The organism is Pelagimonas phthalicica, assembly GCF_004364805.1.
GTDB lineage: Bacteria > Pseudomonadota > Alphaproteobacteria > Rhodobacterales > Rhodobacteraceae > Pelagimonas > Pelagimonas phthalicica.
In genome coordinates, this window is sequence record NZ_SOAP01000003.1 from 407,437 (window position 1) to 426,819 (window position 19,383).

18 protein-coding genes are annotated in these 19,383 nt (G+C 58.1%); 9 read left to right on the top strand and 9 right to left on the bottom strand.

Going from position 1 to position 19,383, the window contains the following annotated elements; all coding sequences use genetic code 11:
- Positions 1 to 26: 26 nt before the first annotated feature.
- The 5 genes from truB to CLV87_RS20170 all read right to left on the bottom strand — a co-directional run bounded on the left by truB (position 27) and on the right by CLV87_RS20170 (position 5,413).
- A complete protein-coding gene (truB, locus tag CLV87_RS20150; RefSeq protein WP_099249089.1) occupies positions 27 to 938 on the bottom strand; it encodes a tRNA pseudouridine(55) synthase TruB in 912 nt (303 codons plus the stop codon).
- A gap of 62 nt (positions 939 to 1,000) precedes the next feature.
- Positions 1,001 to 1,618: a class I SAM-dependent methyltransferase gene (locus CLV87_RS20155; protein WP_099249091.1), complete on the bottom strand. Its 618-nt coding sequence runs from the start codon at positions 1,616 to 1,618 to the stop codon at positions 1,001 to 1,003.
- A gap of 165 nt (positions 1,619 to 1,783) precedes the next feature.
- The gene (locus tag CLV87_RS20160; RefSeq protein WP_099249093.1) at positions 1,784 to 2,392 is read right to left on the bottom strand and encodes a hypothetical protein; all 609 of its coding nucleotides are present in this window, start codon (positions 2,390 to 2,392) and stop codon (positions 1,784 to 1,786) included.
- A gap of 6 nt (positions 2,393 to 2,398) precedes the next feature.
- Positions 2,399 to 4,111, bottom strand: coding sequence for a methionine--tRNA ligase (gene metG, locus CLV87_RS20165; RefSeq protein ID WP_099249095.1), 1,713 nt, complete (start codon positions 4,109 to 4,111; stop codon positions 2,399 to 2,401).
- Positions 4,112 to 4,165: 54 nt separating this feature from the next.
- Complete coding sequence (locus CLV87_RS20170; protein ID WP_099249097.1) at positions 4,166 to 5,413, bottom strand: MFS transporter; 1,248 nt, start codon at positions 5,411 to 5,413, stop codon at positions 4,166 to 4,168.
- A gap of 224 nt (positions 5,414 to 5,637) precedes the next feature.
- Here CLV87_RS20170 and CLV87_RS20175 point away from each other — a divergent pair, with 224 nt between their 5' ends.
- On the top strand, positions 5,638 to 6,123 hold the full coding sequence (locus CLV87_RS20175) for a PaaI family thioesterase (RefSeq protein WP_099249388.1): 486 nt from the start codon (positions 5,638 to 5,640) through the stop codon (positions 6,121 to 6,123).
- Here CLV87_RS20175 and CLV87_RS20180 read toward each other — a convergent pair.
- The gene (locus tag CLV87_RS20180) at positions 6,079 to 6,651 is read right to left on the bottom strand and encodes an ImuA family protein (protein WP_235872003.1); all 573 of its coding nucleotides are present in this window, start codon (positions 6,649 to 6,651) and stop codon (positions 6,079 to 6,081) included. The two genes, CLV87_RS20175 and CLV87_RS20180, sit on opposite strands and share 45 nt — an antisense overlap.
- Before the next feature lie 175 nt (positions 6,652 to 6,826).
- Here CLV87_RS20180 and CLV87_RS20185 point away from each other — a divergent pair, with 175 nt between their 5' ends.
- Complete coding sequence (locus tag CLV87_RS20185) at positions 6,827 to 7,873, top strand: aldo/keto reductase (protein WP_099249101.1); 1,047 nt, start codon at positions 6,827 to 6,829, stop codon at positions 7,871 to 7,873.
- 382 nt (positions 7,874 to 8,255) lie between these two features.
- On the opposite strand, the gene CLV87_RS20190 is transcribed toward CLV87_RS20185, so the two are convergent.
- Positions 8,256 to 9,116, bottom strand: a complete 861-nt coding sequence (locus CLV87_RS20190; protein WP_099249103.1) for a helix-turn-helix domain-containing protein — start codon at positions 9,114 to 9,116, stop codon at positions 8,256 to 8,258.
- Positions 9,117 to 9,218: 102 nt separating this feature from the next.
- Here CLV87_RS20190 and CLV87_RS20195 point away from each other — a divergent pair, with 102 nt between their 5' ends.
- The gene (locus tag CLV87_RS20195; protein WP_099249105.1) at positions 9,219 to 10,157 is read left to right on the top strand and encodes a fatty acid desaturase; all 939 of its coding nucleotides are present in this window, start codon (positions 9,219 to 9,221) and stop codon (positions 10,155 to 10,157) included.
- On the opposite strand, the gene CLV87_RS20200 is transcribed toward CLV87_RS20195, so the two are convergent.
- Positions 10,158 to 11,327, bottom strand: coding sequence for an acetate/propionate family kinase (locus tag CLV87_RS20200; RefSeq protein ID WP_099249107.1), 1,170 nt, complete (start codon positions 11,325 to 11,327; stop codon positions 10,158 to 10,160). It abuts the gene before it with no gap.
- A gap of 5 nt (positions 11,328 to 11,332) precedes the next feature.
- Positions 11,333 to 12,715 carry a bifunctional enoyl-CoA hydratase/phosphate acetyltransferase gene (locus CLV87_RS20205; protein ID WP_099249109.1) on the bottom strand — a complete coding sequence of 461 codons (1,383 nt, stop codon included), beginning with the start codon at positions 12,713 to 12,715 and terminating at the stop codon, positions 11,333 to 11,335.
- 272 nt (positions 12,716 to 12,987) lie between these two features.
- Between CLV87_RS20205 and CLV87_RS20210 the strand changes: the two genes are divergently transcribed.
- The 6 genes from CLV87_RS20210 (at position 12,988) to CLV87_RS20230 (ending at position 19,377) form a co-directional block, all read left to right on the top strand.
- Positions 12,988 to 13,539 (top strand): DUF4178 domain-containing protein, encoded by a 552-nt coding sequence (locus CLV87_RS20210; protein WP_235872004.1) that lies wholly within the window; start codon positions 12,988 to 12,990, stop codon positions 13,537 to 13,539.
- Positions 13,536 to 14,828: a DUF4178 domain-containing protein gene (locus CLV87_RS20215; protein ID WP_099249111.1), complete on the top strand. Its 1,293-nt coding sequence runs from the start codon at positions 13,536 to 13,538 to the stop codon at positions 14,826 to 14,828. Before CLV87_RS20210 ends, CLV87_RS20215 begins: the two co-directional genes overlap by 4 nt.
- Positions 14,829 to 14,849: 21 nt before the next feature.
- Entirely contained in the window at positions 14,850 to 15,023 is a 174-nt protein-coding gene (locus CLV87_RS23965; protein WP_166652804.1) for a hypothetical protein, read from the top strand.
- Between the two features lie 15 nt (positions 15,024 to 15,038).
- Positions 15,039 to 15,257, top strand: coding sequence for a DUF350 domain-containing protein (locus tag CLV87_RS20220; protein ID WP_099249113.1), 219 nt, complete (start codon positions 15,039 to 15,041; stop codon positions 15,255 to 15,257).
- Positions 15,254 to 16,801: a polyamine aminopropyltransferase gene (locus CLV87_RS20225; protein ID WP_099249115.1), complete on the top strand. Its 1,548-nt coding sequence runs from the start codon at positions 15,254 to 15,256 to the stop codon at positions 16,799 to 16,801. Before CLV87_RS20220 ends, CLV87_RS20225 begins: the two co-directional genes overlap by 4 nt.
- Before the next feature lie 110 nt (positions 16,802 to 16,911).
- Positions 16,912 to 19,377, top strand: a complete 2,466-nt coding sequence (locus CLV87_RS20230) for a response regulator (protein ID WP_133840856.1) — start codon at positions 16,912 to 16,914, stop codon at positions 19,375 to 19,377.
- The last annotated feature ends 6 nt before the right edge of the window (positions 19,378 to 19,383 follow it).

Consider the following 19,383-nt stretch of genomic DNA (forward strand, 5'->3'; position numbering starts at 1 on the left):
ACCGTTTTTTGTTCGCTAAACGCGCCTTATTGCGCCGTGACGAATACACGTTTCGGGTGCAACTCACCGGCTTTGTAGACGCCAACCGCGATGGGTTCGCCATCGAGACTGGCCCAGGCCTCTTCGCCGTAATCCACGTCTGAGGCAAACACCATGCCGGGATTGCCGTTGCGCAGCTTGGTCGCGCCCTCAGCGGTGGTGCGCAGCTCGGGCAGATCATCCAGCCCAACCTCAAGCGGTTTCAGGTAGGCGTCCAGATCCGGGGTCTTGGCCATTTCATCAATCTGTTCGATGCTCAGCCCATCACCAGCCTCAAACGGGCCGGACCAGATGCGGCGCAGGCACAGGACATGGCCCTTGCAGCCCAAAGCTTCGCCCAAGTCACGGGCGATTGAGCGCACATAGCCGCCCTTGCCACAGGTCATTTCCAGCTCGACATGGTCATCATCGATGCGCCGGATCATCACCAATTCTTCGACCCAGAGCGGGCGGGCTGCGATTTCCATCTCTTCGCCATCGCGGGCGCGTTTATAGGCGCGCTCCCCGTCGATTTTCACCGCTGAGAATTGCGGCGGCACCTGCATGATGTCACCGACAAACTGGTGCAGCGCTTCTTTGATGTCGTCATCCGCCGGGCGCAAATCCGAGCTTGCAATCACTTCGCCCTCGGCGTCATCGGTATTGGTGGCTTGTCCCAGACGCACGGTGAAGCGATAGGCTTTGAGCGCGTCGGTGATATAGGGCACGGTTTTGGTGGCCTCGCCCAGGGCCACCGCCAAAACACCGGTCGCTTCGGGATCCAGAGTGCCCGCATGCCCGGCCTTTTTCGCGTCCATGGCCCAACGAACCTTATTCACGACCGAGGTCGAGGTCATGCCTGCCGGTTTGTCTACGATCAGCCAGCCGGAAATATCGCGGCCCTTGCGCTTGCGTCCCATGGAAACCCTCTGCTTGGTGAGGCGGCGGAGGTAGCAATCCGGGGCTGGCCTGTCAACAGAGCCTATGCGCCGCGCAGCCTCTTGGGCAATTGGCGTAGCTTGTCAGGATAGTCCGGGATCTCGTCACCTTCGCGGAACAAGGCCCAGGACGGGAATTTGTCCTGCGGGTCGCGTTTCTTGGAAAGCGAGGTGCGCATGATCGGCTGACCGGTCGCCTCGGCCAATGTGTTGACCGAAACCTGCACCAGCGGCCATTTCTTGTGATAATCATGCCCGGCCAGCATGCCGCCCTTTTTCACCTTGGGATACCAGTCAAACAGGGTCTTGCCCTGATTTTCGCCGGTATGGGCATAGCCATCAATATAGACGAAATCGAAATATTCATCCGGGAAGGCCCCCAGCGCTTCCTCAAAGCTCATGCGCAGCAGCCAATAGGGTTTGCCCATGCCAACAAGCTGGAGCGCCTCAATATATTGCTTGGTGTCATGATGGTCGCCGTAAAGATCGACGCCATAAAGTTCGCTGAACAGGCCCGTATCGAGAATGCGTTTGGAATACCAGCCACCGGCGACACCCAGCTCGATCCCGACCAGATTGTCACGTTCCAGAAAAAGCGGAAGCTCTTTGCGTTCCTGCAGAATATCGATGATCTCTGCGCTGGTTTCTGTGGAAACTTTCATGGTTTTACTCTGCCCGAAACACTGGTTTTTATTTTGGTGGCAGATTGCAGGTTGTGTTTGGCTTTGGCAATGCAATTTTGCCGAAGTGCAAACCTAGCATTACGAAAGGGGCGGCCAAGTGAGAGCAGCGGTTACACAGAAATCCGTTTATTGGTTGGAACGGTTTCACTGCCTCAGCAAGGTTTGTCCAAGACCACCAAAGTGCAGTTTTGTTTGCTGGGAATTTGTCCAAAAACCGGGCCATCCCGAACCCAAGGCTTTGTGGGACCAAAGAAGCTGATCCGTGTCCGCAGGAATTTCGTCGACCGCGTCTTCGTCGCGAATTTCGCATTGGCAGCTCAAACCAAAGAATCCGTTTACCAACAACGCAAGGATGTATGCGTCTTCGGTGCGCAATCCGCTAGGTGACCAGCCGTTTTCATTCAGGTCTTGATCTCCATACAGCCAGTCGCCTGCGGCCAAGGCCTGGCCCGGGTCCCGATTTGAAACTCCCAATCTATAAACGCCCTGGTTTTCGGTCACGATCGTGCTGACCCCGAACTCATCCGGGACCAAGTCACGCGAAAGGGTGATTGTGTCTTGGACATTCATCAGATCCGCGGTCACAGGCGGCGAAGAATAAAAATTTGGCCCGAGCCGCGTGGTGAGATCTTCGATCAGCGAAAGCGCGTCAGGTATGCCATCTTGGGCAACACGGGTTGGAGGCGTGTAATCCGCCAACCCGGCCCAAGACGCGATCAATAATAGGACATCTTCTACAGACTGGATCAGCATGGTCGATCAGTCACGCGTTCCTGCAAAGCGCTCTTGCCATTCCTCACGCTCGGCATCGGTGATCTTGCGGAAGGTGACGTCCGGCACGCTAAAGGCATGGCCTTCGGGCAGGGCGGTCAGCGCGGCGGCGATGTCATCGGGCCATGTGGCGTCTTCGGCCCCCATGGATGTCAGCAAATCGGCGCTGGCGTCCGGGATAAAGGGCGAAGAGATCACCGCATAGAGACGGATCATGTTCAGGGCCAGACGGATCTGCGCGGCGGCCTGATCGGGGTCGGTTTTGAACGTGGTCCAGGGCGCGACCTCTTGCAGGTACTCGTTGCCCAACACCCAGGCCGCACGCAGGGCGGTTGCGGCCTTGCGCACTTCGATTGCTTCCATATGGGCCTGGTATTCCTGCACCTTGGCGGTGAGGTCTGCGACCAACTGCTCTTCACGCGCGCCCATGGTGCCGCCCGCCGGCACGGCCTCGGAAAACTTGGAACGGCAGAATTTGGTCACACGGCTGGCAAAGTTGCCCAGCACGTCGGCAAGGTCCTTGTTCACCGAGGTCTGGAAGTTTTCCCAGGTGAATTCGCTGTCCGAGCTTTCGGGCGCGTGGCTCAGCAGCCACCAGCGCCAATAATCCGCTGGCAGAATTTCCAGCGCCTGATCCATGAACACACCACGCCCGCGCGAGGTGGAGAACTGCCCGCCATCATAGTTCAGATAGTTGAACGATTTGATGTAATCGACCAGCTTCCACGGTTCGTTCGAGCCAAGGATCGTGGTCGGGAAAGACAGGGTGTGGAAGGGCACGTTATCCTTGCCCATGAATTGGGTGTAACGCACATCATCAGCACCCTTATCGGTGCGCCACCAGCGTTCCCAATCCTCACCTTTGCCCGCATCAACCCATTCCTGGGCGCAGGCGATATATTCGATGGGCGCGTCAAACCAGACGTAGAACACCTTGCCTTCCATGCCCGGCCAAGGCTGATCACCCTTCATCACAGGCACACCCCAATCGAGGTCACGGGTGATGCCACGATCCTGCAAGCCGTCACCGTCATGCAGCCATTTCTTGGCAATCGAGGTGGTCAGCACCGGCCAGTCGGTCTTGCTATCGATCCAGGCATCCAGCTTGTCCTTCATCTGGCTTTGGCGCAGGTAAAGGTGTTTGGTCTCGCGCATTTCCAGATCGGTCGAGCCGGAAATGGTCGAGCGTGGATTGATCAGGTCGACCGGGTCAAGCTGCTTGGTGCAATTGTCGCACTGATCGCCGCGCGCATCCTCAAAACCGCAATTGGGGCAGGTGCCCTCGATATAGCGGTCGGGCAGATAGCGGCCATCGGCATGGGAATACATCTGCGTTTCGCTGACCTCGGCAATCAGGCCTTCGGCATCAAGACGCGCGGCAAAATGCTGGGTCAGCTTCTTGTTCTGCTCAGAAGATGAGCGGCCAAAATGGTCAAAGGACAGGCGAAAGCCTTTGGCGATTTCGGACTGCACGGCCCACATTTCGGCGCAGTATTCATCCACCGGCTTGCCTGCCTTGGCGGCGGCCAGCTCGGCCGGGGTGCCATGTTCATCGGTGGCGCAAAGGAACATCACCTCATGCCCGCGTGCGCGCAGGTAGCGGGCGTAAAGATCGGCAGGCAGCTGAGAGCCCACAAGATTGCCCAAGTGCTTGATCCCGTTGATATAGGGAATCGCGGAGGTGATGAGATGGCGTGCCATGGCTGTTCGTCCCGTGCGGTTTGGCGCTGATGTAACGGATGCAAGCGGCAAGGGCTAGTTGGATTTGTCTTCTTTGTCCAGAGAGCTGTCGCGAAAGCGCGACATGAGACGACCAATCACAAAGGAGGTGCGCGGCGCATAGACATAGGGCGTGCGTTCGGTCGCGCCGGGGCGGGCGCGCATCCTCAGCAGGCCAAAGACGATCAGCAGCGCGTGGCCAAAGGCGATCATGGTGAATAGGGCAGGCGGGCCAAAGGCATCGATCAAGGTCGAGGCGACCCAGGGCGCGGCGATGGCTCCGCAGGCATACCAGAACATCAGCGCCGCCGAGAGTTCGACACGTTCCGAACTGTCGGCAAAGTCATGGGCATGGGCGGCTGCGACGGAATAGATTGGAAAAGTCGTCGCCCCAAACAGGGCGGCAGTCAGCATGATGGCTGTAGTGTTCAGCCCGGATACGCTGGCGGTGAAAACACTGCTGATGACGGCTGCCACAGACAGCCAGATCAACACAAAGCGTCGATCAAACCGATCGGCGAGCCAGCCAACCGGGTATTGCGCCAGCGCGCCCCCCGCGACAAAGGCCGCCAGAAAGAGCGCGATGTCAGAGGTTTGCAGGCCCACCCCAGTGCCATAAAGAGGCCCGACCATGCGAAATGACGCCCCAGAAAGCGCGGCAACCAGCACCCCGGCCACCGCCAAGGGCGAACGCGCAAAGGCCAGGCCGGGCTTGAGCCTCGGTGCGTCAGGGGTTTCGGGCTGGGTGGCGCGGGTCAAGGTCAACGGCAGGATCGCCGCGCAACAGATCATCGCCAGCAGGGTGTAGGATACGTAATAGGCCGGTTCGAGCACCGAAATAATCAGCTGCGCCGCTAGAGAGGCCAGCATATCGGTGACCCGATAGGTCCCCATGGCGCGCCCACGATTGTCATTGGTGACCTTTGATTGCAGCCAAGATTCAACCACCGTGTAGCTGCCCGCGATACACAGCCCCTGTCCAACCCGCATGGCGGCCCAGAAATACGGGTTATCGCTGAGGATATGGCCAAGAATGCCCATGGTGCCAAGCGCGGTGAAAATCGCAAAGGCGCGGGAATGGCCGATATTGCCCATCAGGCGCGGGGCCCACCAGCAGCCAAGGAAAAAGCCGAGGAAATGCGCTGAGCCGAGAAAACCGATTTGCTGCGTGGTGAAGTTCAGCTTGAGCCCCGACAGCGCGTCAAGCGGACCCACGCCGCCCGAGGACAGTTGCAAAAGGACAACCGACAGATAGAGGGCGGCAAAGGAGAGCATCATACGCATAGGGGCATAGGCGCATTGCTGGGCTGGGCGGGCATGGGGGATTGCGACTTTCTTTTGTCGTTTTGGGACTTTTGGCTGTGTTGGGGCGCTGCCCCGTCCCGAGCATGGCTCGGGACTCCCCGGGATATTTTAAGCCCAGAGAAACCACAGGCTGGTGACGCAGCGTTAGGGTTTTGGGTTGTGTCGGGCTGGGGTTGAGTGGCGTGAGCGACAGGAGGATGTTGATGTCACAGCGCAAGATTGCCCGCAGCCTGGATGAATTGCCAAGCCCCGAGGAATTGATGTCAGTGCCGGGGCTGGAGATGATGCGCAGCATTGTGTCTGGGGAACGGGCCGGGCCACCTATTGGTGAGACACTGGGCTTTGCCCCGGTTGAGGCGGAAGAGGGCCGCGTGGTGTTCGAAGGCATCCCGCAATTTGAGGTCGCCAACCCGCTGCGCACGGTGCATGGCGGCTGGTATGGGGCGATCCTGGACAGTTGCATGGCCTGCGCGGTGCATACGACTTTGCCGGCCGGGGCGGGCTATACGACGCTGGAATACAAGATCAATATCACCCGCGCGATCCCTTTGGGGGTTGTGGTTCATGCGGTTGGGATTGCGCAACATTCCGGGCGCTCGACCGCTGTGGCGACTGGAGAGTTGCGCGGCAAGGAGGATGGCAAACTATATGCCACCGGCTCGACCACCTGCATGATCCTGCGGGGGTGAGCCGAGCCGATCAAGCGACCAGCTTTTGGGTGGGGCCATGCGGGCGCGCAACCGCTCCAACCGCCAGCGGGTCTGGCCGGGGCGGTGATCGGGTTCCATCTGCCAGCGGGTTTCGACCCCCGGGGCACCGCCATTTCCCGGTGTCAGCAGCAGGCCCAGCGGGCGAAAGCGCCCTTCGCCCGCGCCGGTTTCCGCCGCCAGATGCAGGCGGCGCACGGCGGTCATGCCCGGAGGGGCGGGCAGATCAGCCACCACCAATGGGGCGGCCCCGCTGCGCAGGATCTCCTCCATGCTCCACAGGATATCCTCGGCGCGAAGCGGCGAGAGGAAGATCAGTGATTGCGGCGGCAGCAGGGAGACCAGACCATCGGTGTTGAGCTGATTGTGTTCCCATGTCGGGGAAATCCAGAAAATCGGGCCGGTTCTGAGCTCTGCCAGCAGTCTGGAGGCAATATGCACCGCCCAACTGCGCCGGGCACGGCCGCAGATTTCATGCACCCGCGACAGGGGCAAGCTTGCCTGTTCCATCACCGGCAAGCCCGGCGGTGGACGGTGGGTTTTGCGAGATAAAAGCGTATGGGCGGTCATGGGGTTAGGGTAGCGCGTTCTTATTTTGTTCTCAATGATTGATTTTTGCTCTCTTGCCCTTGGAAATCAGGATGTCACCGCTATCATCGCGACAAAAGCGCGAGGGAGATACAGGATGAAACGAAACACTCTTGGGAAAACCGGCATCGCTGTCAGTGAATTCTGCCTTGGCACCATGACCTTTGGCACCCAGACCAGCGAAGCTGAGAGCCATGCCCAGATTGAGCGGGCCTTGGATGGCGGCATCAATTTCATGGATACAGCGGAAATGTACCCGGTCAATCCAGTCCGTAAGGAGACTATCGGGAGGACCGAAGAGATCATCGGCAACTGGTTTGCCGCTTCGGGCAAGCGGGCGGATTGGATCCTGGCAACCAAACATTCCGGTGCGGGCAGTCAGGCGCGCGATGGGGCCCCGATTTCCGCGACATCCATTCCAGAAACCATTGAAGGGTCGTTGAAACGGTTGCAGACCGACTATATCGACCTCTATCAATTCCACTGGCCCAATCGCGGCAGTTTCATGTTTCGACAGAATTGGAGCTTTGATCCGCGCAAATCCGGGATGAGCCGTGAACAGGTCATTCAGGATATTGAGGATTGTCTGGGGGCTTTGCAAAAGGAAGTGGAGCGGGGAACGATCCGCGCCTTTGGCCTGTCGAATGACAGCGCCTGGGGCACCGCACAATGGCTGGCGGCGGCGGAGCGTGTCGGTGGGCCAAGGGTGGCCTCGATCCAGAATGAATATTCCTTGATGTGTCGCTTGGCAGATACGGATCTGGCGGAATTGATGACTTATGAAGAGGTTGGTTTCCTGCCTTTCTCTCCCTTGGCAGCAGGGTATCTGAGTGGGAAATACCAAGGTGGCGCTGTGCCGGAAGGGTCGCGCATGTCGCTGAATGCCGAAATGGGCGGGCGCAAGTCGGACCGGGCTTTGGGCGCGGTGGAGGCCTATCTGAAGGTCGCCCGCGACTTTGACATGGACCCGGTCCATATGGCCCTTGCCTGGTCGGCGCGGCGGCCATTTGTGACCTCGTCGATTTTTGGGGCGACCACCTTGGCGCAATTGGAACATGCGCTGGGCGCGGCTGATGTTGAGATATCGCCGGAGCTTTGGGCGGCTTTGGACAAGGTCCACAAAGCCCACCCGATGCCCTTTTGATTTCAAAGGTGGGCTGCCCCCTTGAGAGCCGCCCACCCACCCGCCCCGTCTCTCAAGGGGGCAGGGGCATGTCAGGGTCAGGACCCATTAATTCACAACGCTCAGTTCGCCAGATTTTGTTCCAGACCAGGCATATGTCCGCAGGAATAGTGGTTCTATTTCAAGGGCATATAACACAGGCTGGGGCAAAATCCGGTGAACCCCTCGCGCCAGAGGCGCGCCGAGCATAGTCGGCCTCCCTCTGGGAGGACGGGCATGGAGAAATACATGCTCTCAGCGGCTCGATTTTCTTGCCAAGGCAACCAGCCTTGTCTGCGAAATTCAAACCTCTGATAACACGTATTTTTCCATGCTGAGCATTGTGAATTAATGGGTCCTGACCCTAGGCAATCAGGCTGCGCATCTTTTCCAGCTCTTCGGGCAATTGCCGCGCGCTGATATCGGCCTCGCGTACAAGCGCGTCAAAATGGCTGGTGATGGCGGAAATCCGGTTGGTGTCGCGAAACACCAGATAGTTGCGCCCCATATAAAGCACGGCCAGAAGCGGGCCAAAAACGGTAATCGGGGCGGAGTAAAGCTGGCGCGCGCAGAACAGGTAGACGCGCAGGCGCGGATACAGCGATTGGCACAGCGTAATCCAGTGATCACATTGCGCCTGTCGTATGTCTGCGGGCAGACCGGAATAGTATCCGGTTCCTGATAGAAAACTCTCTAACTCATGGTAGGGAATGCAGATTTCGTAATCTGAGCGTGATTGCCGCATCCAGTCCAACCGTTCCTCGGAACTGGCAATCGCCTGGTCAGCAGAGCGGCCCAGATGGGGTTCATATTCCCATTCCAGCACAGCTTTGGTTTTCAACATATCTGGCAAAAGTGCTGGAACATGGCGGATTTTGTAACCTTCCGCCTCCTGGTGCCAGGCAAAGATGGTTTCATCGACCAGAGCGCGCGGCGCTTCGGTCATGGTGAGGCTGGTGGCGACCAGATCGGCGGCGTTTTCAGGCCGGTCGGACAGGCCCAGTAGCCAATCGGTAGAGACACTCAAAGCCTGCGCGCAACTGCCAACCAGATGCGCATTGGGCAGCCGCGCCCCATCATCCGCCAAGAGCTGCGAAATGGTCGAGCGATCCACACCGATATCGCGCGCCAGGGAGGTCTGATTGGCTCCAGCCTGTGACAGCGCCTCTTGCAGGCGGGTGCGGAACAGCAGGGCGCGGTCACGTTTGTCGATAATAGTTCCCATTGGGGATAAATATCACGGATCACTCATTTTGTTAACAGAATGCTGAATACCTTTGACCGCGCTGCGCTGGTAACGGTTTCGTGAGTAGAGACCGGAGACAAAATGGCACCCCCCAAATTGGCAAAACATAGGCGGCCCCGGTGGCGGGATTGGCATCGGCAGGTCGAATGGCCAACTCTTGTCATGCTGGGCCTGTGCTATGGCGGTTGGGTCTGGGGCATGACGGGTTTGACCGAAATCTCGCTGCTGCTGGCAATGGTCTGTGTGACCCTGAGCACCGCCTTGCATTCGTCGCTGTCTCATGAGGCGTTGCACGGCCATCCGACATCGTCGCCGGTTTTCAATGCCTTACTTGTCTTTCCCGCCTTGTCGGTTACCGTTCCCTATTTGCGGTTCAAGGATACGCATATGGCACATCACCGCGACTCTATCCTGACCGATCCCTATGATGATCCGGAAAGCAATTATTGGGACCCGGCGGTTTGGGGGCAGCTTGCCCCCTGGCAGCAGCGCGTCTTGCAGGCCAATAACACCTTAGCGGGCCGATTGCTGATTGGTCCCGCGTTGGGCAGCATCGCCTTTGTCCTGCAGGATATGCGTGCCATCGCAACAGGTGATCGCCGGGTGCTGCTGGGGTGGCTGTTGCATATCCCAGCACTGGCCCTAGTGCTCTGGTGGATGTCTTCGGTTGCGCTCATGCCCGTTTGGGCCTGGAGTATTTGTGTCTACGCGGCGTTGGCCATCTTGAAGATCAGAACGTTTTTAGAGCATCGCGCCCATGATATTGCATCGGGGCGCACAGTGATCATCGAGGACAAAGGGATTTTGTCCTGGCTCTTTCTCAACAACAATCTGCATGTGGTCCACCACATGCATGCCACGATGCCGTGGTACAGGCTGCCGCAGATGTATTACGCCAACAAAGACAGGTATCTCAGCCGCAACAAAGGGTATTTATACAGCTCTTATGGCGACATTTTTCGGCGTTATCTGCTTCGCCCCAAAGATCCGGTGCCCCATCCGCTTTGGCCGTTTCGATAGTCACAGCAACCGGGCGGCTGCCCGTGCGATCACCAGCTCTTCGTTTGTGGGGATCACCATCACGGGCACCGGGCTGTTATCGGTGCTGATGCGCGGATCGGGCGCAGCGTTGCGCGCATTGTCCATCTCGATCCCGAGCCACCCCAGACCGGCGCAGATCTGTGCGCGAATGGCTGCGGCGTTCTCTCCGATCCCCCCGGTAAAGACCAAGCCATCCAGCCCTTGCATCGCCGCCGCCAGACTGCCGATTTCCATGCGAATACGGGTGCAGAAATAGTCAATCGCCTGCGCAGCTTCGACCGTATCCGAGGCGAGCAGGCTGCGCATGTCATTGCTGAGCCCTGACAACCCCAAAAGCCCGGACTCTGTGTAAAGCAGGTCAGAAATCTGCGCGGCGCTCATGTTCTCTTCGCTCATGAGGTAAAGCAACACGCCCGGGTCGATCTGGCCGGGGCGGGTGCCCATGGCGACGCCATCCAAGGGCGAAAACCCCATGGTCGAGGCGACGGATTTTCCGCCATGGATCCCACAGATCGAGGCCCCATTGCCCAGATGCGCCACCGCCACGCGCCCGTCATGTAACGCCGGATCAATCTCGGCCACGGCACCCGAGATGAACTCATAGCTCGACCCATGAAACCCGTAGCGGCGCACACCTTTGTCGTAATAGGCACGCGGCAGGCCATAGGTGTCTTGCACAAAGCTGTGTTGACGATGAAAAGCCGTGTCAAAACAGGCAACCTGACGCGCCTCGGGAAAGGCCTCAATCGCGGCGGCAATTCCGGCAAGGTTATGAGGCTGGTGCAAGGGGGCCAAAGGCACAAAGCTTTCCAAGCGGCCCAGCACATCATCGGTGATCTCGACAGGGGCGGAAAACTCGGCCCCGCCATGCACAATGCGATGGCCAACCGCCTGAATACGTGCTTCGGGGAAATAGGTGGCGATTTGCTCCAAAGACGCCTGAACCGCACCGACATGATTGGCCGCCTGCTCTGGGCTCAGCTCTGCAAAGGCCAAGGTTTCGTCGGCGGCATCCTTGACCTTGATGGTCGCGGCCCCGCCGATTTGATCAATGAGCCCCGTCAGAACCGCCACCGGATCAGTCGCCGTTTCGAACAGCCCGAACTTCAAAGACGAAGATCCGGCATTCAGGGTCAGTACGTGGCTCATCAAATTTATCCCTTCAGACGCTCATGGTGCAGTGCCGCAACGGCACAGGAGGCCAGTCGCGCCATGTCGTCATCCGCCCGCGAATTCAGGATCACCGGAACCCGCGCACCCAGAACCACACCGGCGCTTTCGGCATGGCTAAGATAGGCGAGTTGTTTGGCAAGCATATTGCCAGCGTCCAGATTCGGTACGACCAGAATGTCCGCCTGACCGGCCACCGGAGAGATGATGCCCTTGGTCCGCGCCGCGGCGATATCCACCGCATTGTCCATTGCCAAAGGCCCATCCACCAGCCCGCCGGTGATCTGGCCGCGATCCGCCATCTTGGACAGAAGTGCGGCGTCGATCGACGAGGGGAGATCGGGATTCACGGTTTCCACAGCCGACAAAACACCAACTTTGGGCTCGGCAATGCCAAGGCTCAGCGCCAGATCAATGGCGTTCTGGGTGATGTCGACCTTGGTTTTGAGGTCGGGCGCGATATTGATCGCGGCATCGGTGACCAGCAAAGGATGCGCCAGCCCCGGCACATCCATCACGAACACATGGGTAAAGCGCCGCCCCATGCGCAGGCCTGTCTGTTTGTCCAAAAGCGGGCGCAGCAGCATATCGGTGTGCAAATGCCCTTTCATCAGGGCCTTGGCGCGCCCTTCATGCACCAGTTCCACCGCCCGACGCGCGCAGCCGCGATGATCTTTGATGTCGATGATTTCGATATTGTCGAGCGTTTGGCCCATGTCCCGCGCGGTGGCTGTGATCTTGTCCGCATCCCCGAGCAGGATCGGGTCGATCAGCGTGTGCTCCCGCGCCAAAAGAGCCCCACCCAGCGAATTAGGATCTTCGGGGCAGACCACCGCCGTGGCCAAGGCGTCCAGTGGTTCGGCCTTGGCCAGCAGTTTTTCAAAATGGCGATGCCGTTGCACCACCAGGCCGGGCAAGTCGTGGCTGTCATATTCCACCTTGCGGCGCGGGGCCAGGACTTCGGCCCAGCCATCCAGCACGACGGCATCATCACGCACCCGGCGCACTTCGGTCGATAGGGTTACAGTGCCCTCTTTTTCGTTCTTGTCGGTGACGATCACCCGGCTCAGCAATTCATCCCCGGCATGGGCGCGATTGTGGAAATGAAAGTTTTGCGAGCGATACAGCGTCCCGGCACCGGGCAGCACATTGCCCAGAACCGCAGAAATCAAGGCCCCGACAAACATCCCGGGCAAGATCGCCTCAGGGTGGCCATCGGCATCGCCATCCGCGTCATACATATGCATGGGATTGTGATTGCCCGACACATTGGCGAAGACGATCATGTCATCCTGCGTGCACAGTCTTTGCAGCTCGGCGCTGTCTCCGATGGTCAGCTCGTCAAATGTCTTATTCTCTATCAGCATCCGTTTCACCTGTTATGGCCCGCATTTGGAGCCTAGTCGGGCGTAGATTTACGCTTATCCCTGTCAAAGGAAACCAGGATCGCAACGATTTTGTTACGTCACCCGGCATGACCGCCTTACGCTGCCCGCATAACACGCAAGAGCCAAACAATTTGCACCTGACAGAAATCCTTACTTGAATTTCGCGCATGCATGGGCAACCTGCGGGCATGAAAAGTTTTAATTGTCCCAATTGCGGGAACCAGGTCGAACAGGCTCTGGATATTATTAAAATGACGACCTGCACCTCGTGTGGGACTTCGCTGTTTTTAGCGGATGACAAGGCACTGACCGCCGGGCAGGGTGGTGAGATGCATGATACGCCCTTGCTGTTTGGCATTGGCGACCAGGTTGTTCTGGGCAGTTTCCGCATCGATATTTACGGCCATGCCCGTTATTCCTATGGGCGCGGCTTTTGGGATGAATTCTGGGGCGTGGATGGGCGCGGTGATCCTTATTGGGTCTCTGTCGATGAGGGCGACATCGTCCTGCAAGAGGCCTGCCCCAAGAAAGGCGGCCCGCGCATCAAGGGCCAGCCCCGTTTGGGCGAAAAGGTCATGTTTGAACGCCGCACCTACCGTGTGAACGAAATCGAAACCGCCGAGTGCGTGGCCGTGCGCGGCAGTTTTGACGAACAGATCGATGTTGGCGACACGCATACATTCCTCAACGCCACCAACCAATCGGGCGAGCTTTTGTCCGGTGAATTCTGGGATGGCGGGGAAAAGTGGTTCCAGGGTGACTGGTATGACCCGTTTGAGATCAAAGTGGTGAGGGGAACATGACCCGCAGCGGCGATCTGACAACGATTAACTGCACCTCATGCGGTGCTGGCCTTGATGTTCTGGGCGGCGGGCGTGTGACCGTGCATGTCTGCCCCTATTGTGGCTCTGAACTGGACGCGCAAGAGGATTACAAAGTCCTGCGCACCTTTGCCGACCTGAAACGCCCCGACACCCCGTTCAAACTGGGGATGAAGGGCAAGATCCTCGATGTGGAATACACGGTGATCGGCACGCTGGAGCATAAGGAAACTTATGCTGGGCGGACCTGGACCTGGATCGACCACCAGCTGTTTTCGCCCACCCACGGCTATGCCTATCTGACGTTGGATGATGGGCATGTGACCTTTTCGCGCCGCTTTCGCGGGCCCGGTTGGATTTCTGAAAGCCAGGTGGAACGTTCTGAAGCACCACCAGCCATTCAGGTCAAAGGGGATCGTTTCAAATATTACGAGACCTCGACCAGCGAAGTGACCTTTGCCGAGGGCGAATTTACCTGGGCGGTTCGGATTGGCGACAAAAGCACCACGGTCAGCGCCATGTCTGACGATGCGATGCTGGGCTTTTCCACCACTGACAAAGAACGCGAAGTCTATCGCACCACCTATTTGCCCCGCGACGAGATCGCCAAAAGCTTTGGGGTTGAGCTGCCCAAGCTGAGCAAGAAAGTGCATCCTTTGATGCCGTTCTCGGGTGGTGAGAACTTCAAATTCGTCCGCAACATGTCAGCGCTTTTTGCGCTGCTTTGCATCATCATTTCCTTTGTAATGGGGCTGAGCGGCGGGCGCACCATTGTCTCCGAAGTGGGCCTGCCGGTGGTTGGCCTGCCGGTCGAAATCCCCTTTGAAGTCACGCAAACCAATAAGCTTTTGGAAATCGCCCTGTCCGGGGATGTGTCCAACAGTTGGGCCAGCGTCGGCTTTACGGTGCAGGACCCGGATGGCGAAATCCTGTTTGGCGCAGGGCGCGTGATGGAGCGTTACCACGGTTGGGATGATGGCAATTGGTCCGAAGGTTCGGGCAAGGCCAATCTGCGCTTTGTGCCTGAAAAGGCGGGCACCTATCAGATCAATCTTGGCGAGGCTGAAAGCGGTATCTGGACCGGCGCGGCCAAGCGCGACCAACCAAAACAGGCGATCAGCCGTCTGGATCTGCGCATTCGCGAAGGTCAGATGAGCGGCGTCTTGCCCTTCTGGGCGGCGATCCTGTTCGGCGGCGTTGCGATCTGGCAATTCATCCGCCGCTGGCGCCACAAAAGCAAACGCTGGGCCGGAGGCGATTGGGATGATTGATCAGGAATTTGGAGGCAAATCATGAATTTGTTTCGCATCGTCTTTTTGTCCGCGTCGGGCCTTTTGGTCGCCGGATCAACCTATCTTGGCTATCAGGGGGTCGGCGGCGCCAGCAACGATCTCGACAAAACCGCCTCTGTCCGACAGGGCAGCGGCGGGGGTGGCTATTACTACAGCAACAACCGCGTAAAATAACGGGGGCATTTCACAATGTTAGAAGCAATCAACTTTGCCGAATTCCTTGGCACCATTTTCTACACCTTCCTTGGCATGTTGCTGATGTTCGTGACCTGGAAAGTTCTGGACTGGATCACACCTTTCCCAATCATGAAAGAGATTGAAGAGGATCAGAACATCGCCCTGGCGGTGGTCATTGGCATGCTCTTTATCTCGATTTCGATCATTATCGCGGCCGTCATCGTTTCATGACCACGCCCCCCATTCCCGCGTCGCGCGCGCGGGAAGCCTGGCTCTTGGCGGCGACCTTTTTGGTGGCCGTTGCAGGGCTGATTTACGAACTGATCGCCGCGACGCTTTCCAGCTATCTGTTAGGAGACTCGATCCGCCAGTTTTCCCTGGTGATCGGGATCTTTTTGTCTGCCATGGGTGTCGGCGCGTACCTTTCGCGCTTTGTTGCACAGCCGTTGCCCGGTTTCATCTGGGCGCAGATCCTATTGGGGGTCGTGGGCGGCTTCATGGCCCCGGCCTTGTTCTTTCACTACGCCTTGCTCGGCTCGGTGGCTGCGCCGCTCTATACTATGTTAATCGCGGTCGGCGTGTTGTCGGGGATGGAAATCCCGCTGATCACCCGCGCGTTAGAGGCGATTGGTGCTTTTGAGAACCGGTTCGAAAACGTGCTCAGTGTCGATTATGTCGGCGCTCTGGTGGCCTCGGTCTGTTTTCCGCTGCTGGTTATCCCGCATCTGGGGCTGATGTCGGCCAGCCTTGCCTTTGGAGTGCTCAACCTCTTGGTGGCAGGCCTGTCGATCTGGTTGTTTCGCGAACATGTAACGCGGATCATTTTTGCGGTCTGGGCGGTGGCCCTGATTGGCGCGATTGCCGGGTTGGTCCAATCCGAACGCCTTGTCGCCATCACCGAGGCGCAGCTGTTCGAAGACGATGTCATCTTGACCGAAGCCACCCCCTATCAGCAGATCACTGTCACCCGCTACCGGGATCGCACACGGCTTTTCCTCAATCATTCCATCCAGTTCGACAGTCTGGACGAGCACCGTTATCACGAACCGCTGGTGCATCCGGTTATGGCGCTGGCCCCCCGGCGCAACAACGTGCTGATCCTCGGCGGTGGCGACGGCATGGCCGTGCGCGAAGTGCTGAAATACAAGGATGTGGAAACCATCACTTTGGTCGATCTCGACCCGCGGGTGACTGAGATTTTCCGCGATCATGAGGATTTGGCCGCGTTAAACGCACAATCCCTGTCCGACCCGCGTGTGTCGATCCAGAATGGCGACGCCTGGCTGTTCGTAGAAGGGTCTGAGCAGGTTTTTGATGTGATCATCGTCGATCTGCCCGATCCCAAAAACGTGGCCCTTTCCAAACTCTACAGCCGCCAGTTCTATGGGTTGCTGATGGAACGCCTTAGCGCGCAGGGGTTGATGGTCACCCAAGCCGGATCACCCTTTTTTGCGCGGCAAGCGTTTTGGTCCGTCGTCACCACGCTGGAAACCACCCGCAATCCGCAGGGCCCCGGAAAGGAATTGGGGGTCATTCCCTATCATTCCTATGTGCCAAGCTTTGGTGAATGGGGCTTTGTTCTGGCCGGGGCGCATCTGCCCGCAGACCGCCCGCCCGCCTTGCCCGAGGGGTTGAAATACCTCAATCCCGAGGTCTGGCAGGCCGCGCAGATCTTTGGCGCAGATACCGACCGGGTCGAGGCAGAACCAAATACAATGCAATCGCATCCTTTGGTCGCTTATTACCTGGATGGGTGGGACTATTGGTTCAGATGACAAAGGGACTTCAACCGTAGTATGAATTCGTTAACGACATGATCGTTAAGATTGGGTCACCTGGGTTTGGTTAACGGATCAGACCAGTTGTGCAGCGGTAGGAGTGAAGATTGAACCTGTCTCGACCACCGTCATTTTCCGGGCGCGGCTCAGTCCTTTGGGTAAGCGTGCTGCAATCTTTGTTGATCGTCGTTGCCCTGGCCGCCATGGTCTTTGGGATCAACTATTTTGGTCGCGAGTTGCAGATCAAAGAACGGCGGGCGGAGGTCTCGTTTCAGCTTGAGCTGTTCCACACCAAGCTGCAGGTCGAAATTGATACTGGGATGCAGGTCGCGCGTTCGATTGCCCTGTTCCTGTCGCAATCCGACGCCCTGTCCGAGGAGGCCTATGCAAGGCTCGCGGCCAGTGCCGGCGTCAACAAAGAGGCGCTGATCAACATCGCTTGGGCCCCGGATCTGGTGATCAGCCATGTTTACCCGATTGCGGGAAATGAGGCGCTGATTGGTCTGGACTACCGCGATCTGCCGACCCAGATCGAACAGGTGCAACAGGTAAAGGATACAGGCACACCCGCCCTAATTGGTCCTTTGTCCCTGGTCCAGGGCCCCAAAGGGGTGATCCTGCGCGTTCCGGTGTTTGAAACCACCCAGGGCGATCCGCAATTTCGCGGGGTTTTGTCTCTGGTCTACAACCTTGATCTCCTCTTGGCCTCTGTTGGCATGACCGATGATGGGCTTGGTCTTGAGATGGCGCTGTTGACGGAATCCGGCGATGTCTCGGTCAGCCTTGGCACCGCAGATTACGCGGATTGGAGCGCGCAGAACCCGGTCGCAGAGCCGATTTCCCTATTGGGGCGGAGCTGGACCTTGATGGCGCAGCCAAGCGGCGGCTGGGCGCAGGCAGACATGGAACGGGTCATCATGATGGCCGGTCTCTCAATCGCCAGCCTGATCATCGCCATTGTCTCCATCGCGGCCATCTGGCTTGCCGCCTCGTTGAAGGAGGCAGAGCGCAAAAAGGGCCTGTCTGATCAACGCTTTGACAGCGCTGTACGCAATGCGCCGGGGGTGTTTTTCACCTATCTCCAAAGTCATGATGGTCAGGACCGGCTGGAATTCATCTCGGAGCGATGCCGCGACATCTGGGAATGTGAGCCCGGGGACCTTTACAAAGATCCAAGCCGCCTTTGGGGGCAAGACGGGGCCGAGCAACATCTGGAATGGAACGCCACCGTGTCCCGCGCGCTGATAGAAGGTGAGCGATGGAACTTTGTCTGGAGCATCGTGACCCCCTCGGGCACAGAAAAATGGCTTGAAGGCTGGGGGCATCCCAACCCCGATCAAAGCGAAGGGGCAAAATGGGATAACTTTGTCCTTGATATCACCGAGGACCGGAAAAAAGATCTCGAGCTTGAACAAAAGGCCATGCAGGTTCTGGCGGCCCAAAAGCAAGAGAGCATTGGTCAATTGACCGGCGGCGTTGCCCATGATTTCAACAACTTGCTCGCTGTCATCATGGGCAATCTGGAATTGCTGCTGGATGATGCCACCGATGATGGGCAAAAGCGGTTGATCACCAATAGCCTCAAGGCCACGCAACGCGGCGCTGATCTGACCCGCAACATGCTGGCCTTTGCGCGCAAGGCCCGGCTGGAACCCAAATTGATCGAACTGAACCAACTGGTTCTGGACACCGGCAGTTGGACGCGCCGGGTTTTACCCGCCAATATTGATGTCGTGACGGATCTGCAGCCGGATCTTTGGGCTATCGAGGCGGATCCGAGTTCGACTGAAAGCGCTTTGTTGAACCTGATCCTGAATGCTCGGGATGCCATGCCACTGGGCGGGCATCTGAGAATTTCCAGCAAAAACATGTTTGTGGTTGAAGCCCAGATCACCACGTCGGGCGGTGATCTGCCACCCGGGGCCTATGTGGTTTTGACGGTCGAAGACACGGGCACTGGCATCGCTTCTGAAGCGCAGGACATGATTTTTGAACCGTTTTACACGACAAAATCCCCCGGGCGCGGTTCCGGGCTGGGCCTGTCCATGGTCCAGGGATTCATGCAGCAATCCGGCGGCGCGGTTGCGGTGGTGTCAACCATCGGCGAGGGGACCACATTCAAACTGTTCTTCAACGCGGTCATGAAAGACCCGAAAGCCGCGCAGGAAGAGACGGGTTCCGAGACAGAAGCGGCGTTTTCTCAGGCCAGAATTCTCCTGGCCGAGGATGAGGAGGCGGTGCGTCTCGTTTTGGTGCAAAGCCTTGAAAAGATGGGCTATGATGTGTGCGCCGCCAATTCCGGCGATGCGGCCTATCTGCATTTTGTGCAGGATCAAGATTTTGATTTGGTCCTGACAGATATTGTCATGCCCGGAAAGCTGCAGGGCCCAGAATTGTGCGCCAAGATCCGCAATGACAGCCCGGACATGCCGGTGATCTTTATGTCCGGCTATGCCAGCATGACGGATCAGGCGCTTCCCAATGATGACAGAACCATACGGCTGACCAAACCGGCCTCGCAGGCCCAGCTTAAGACCGCAATTGAAACCGTATTGCTGCGCCGTGACGCTTAGTCCTGC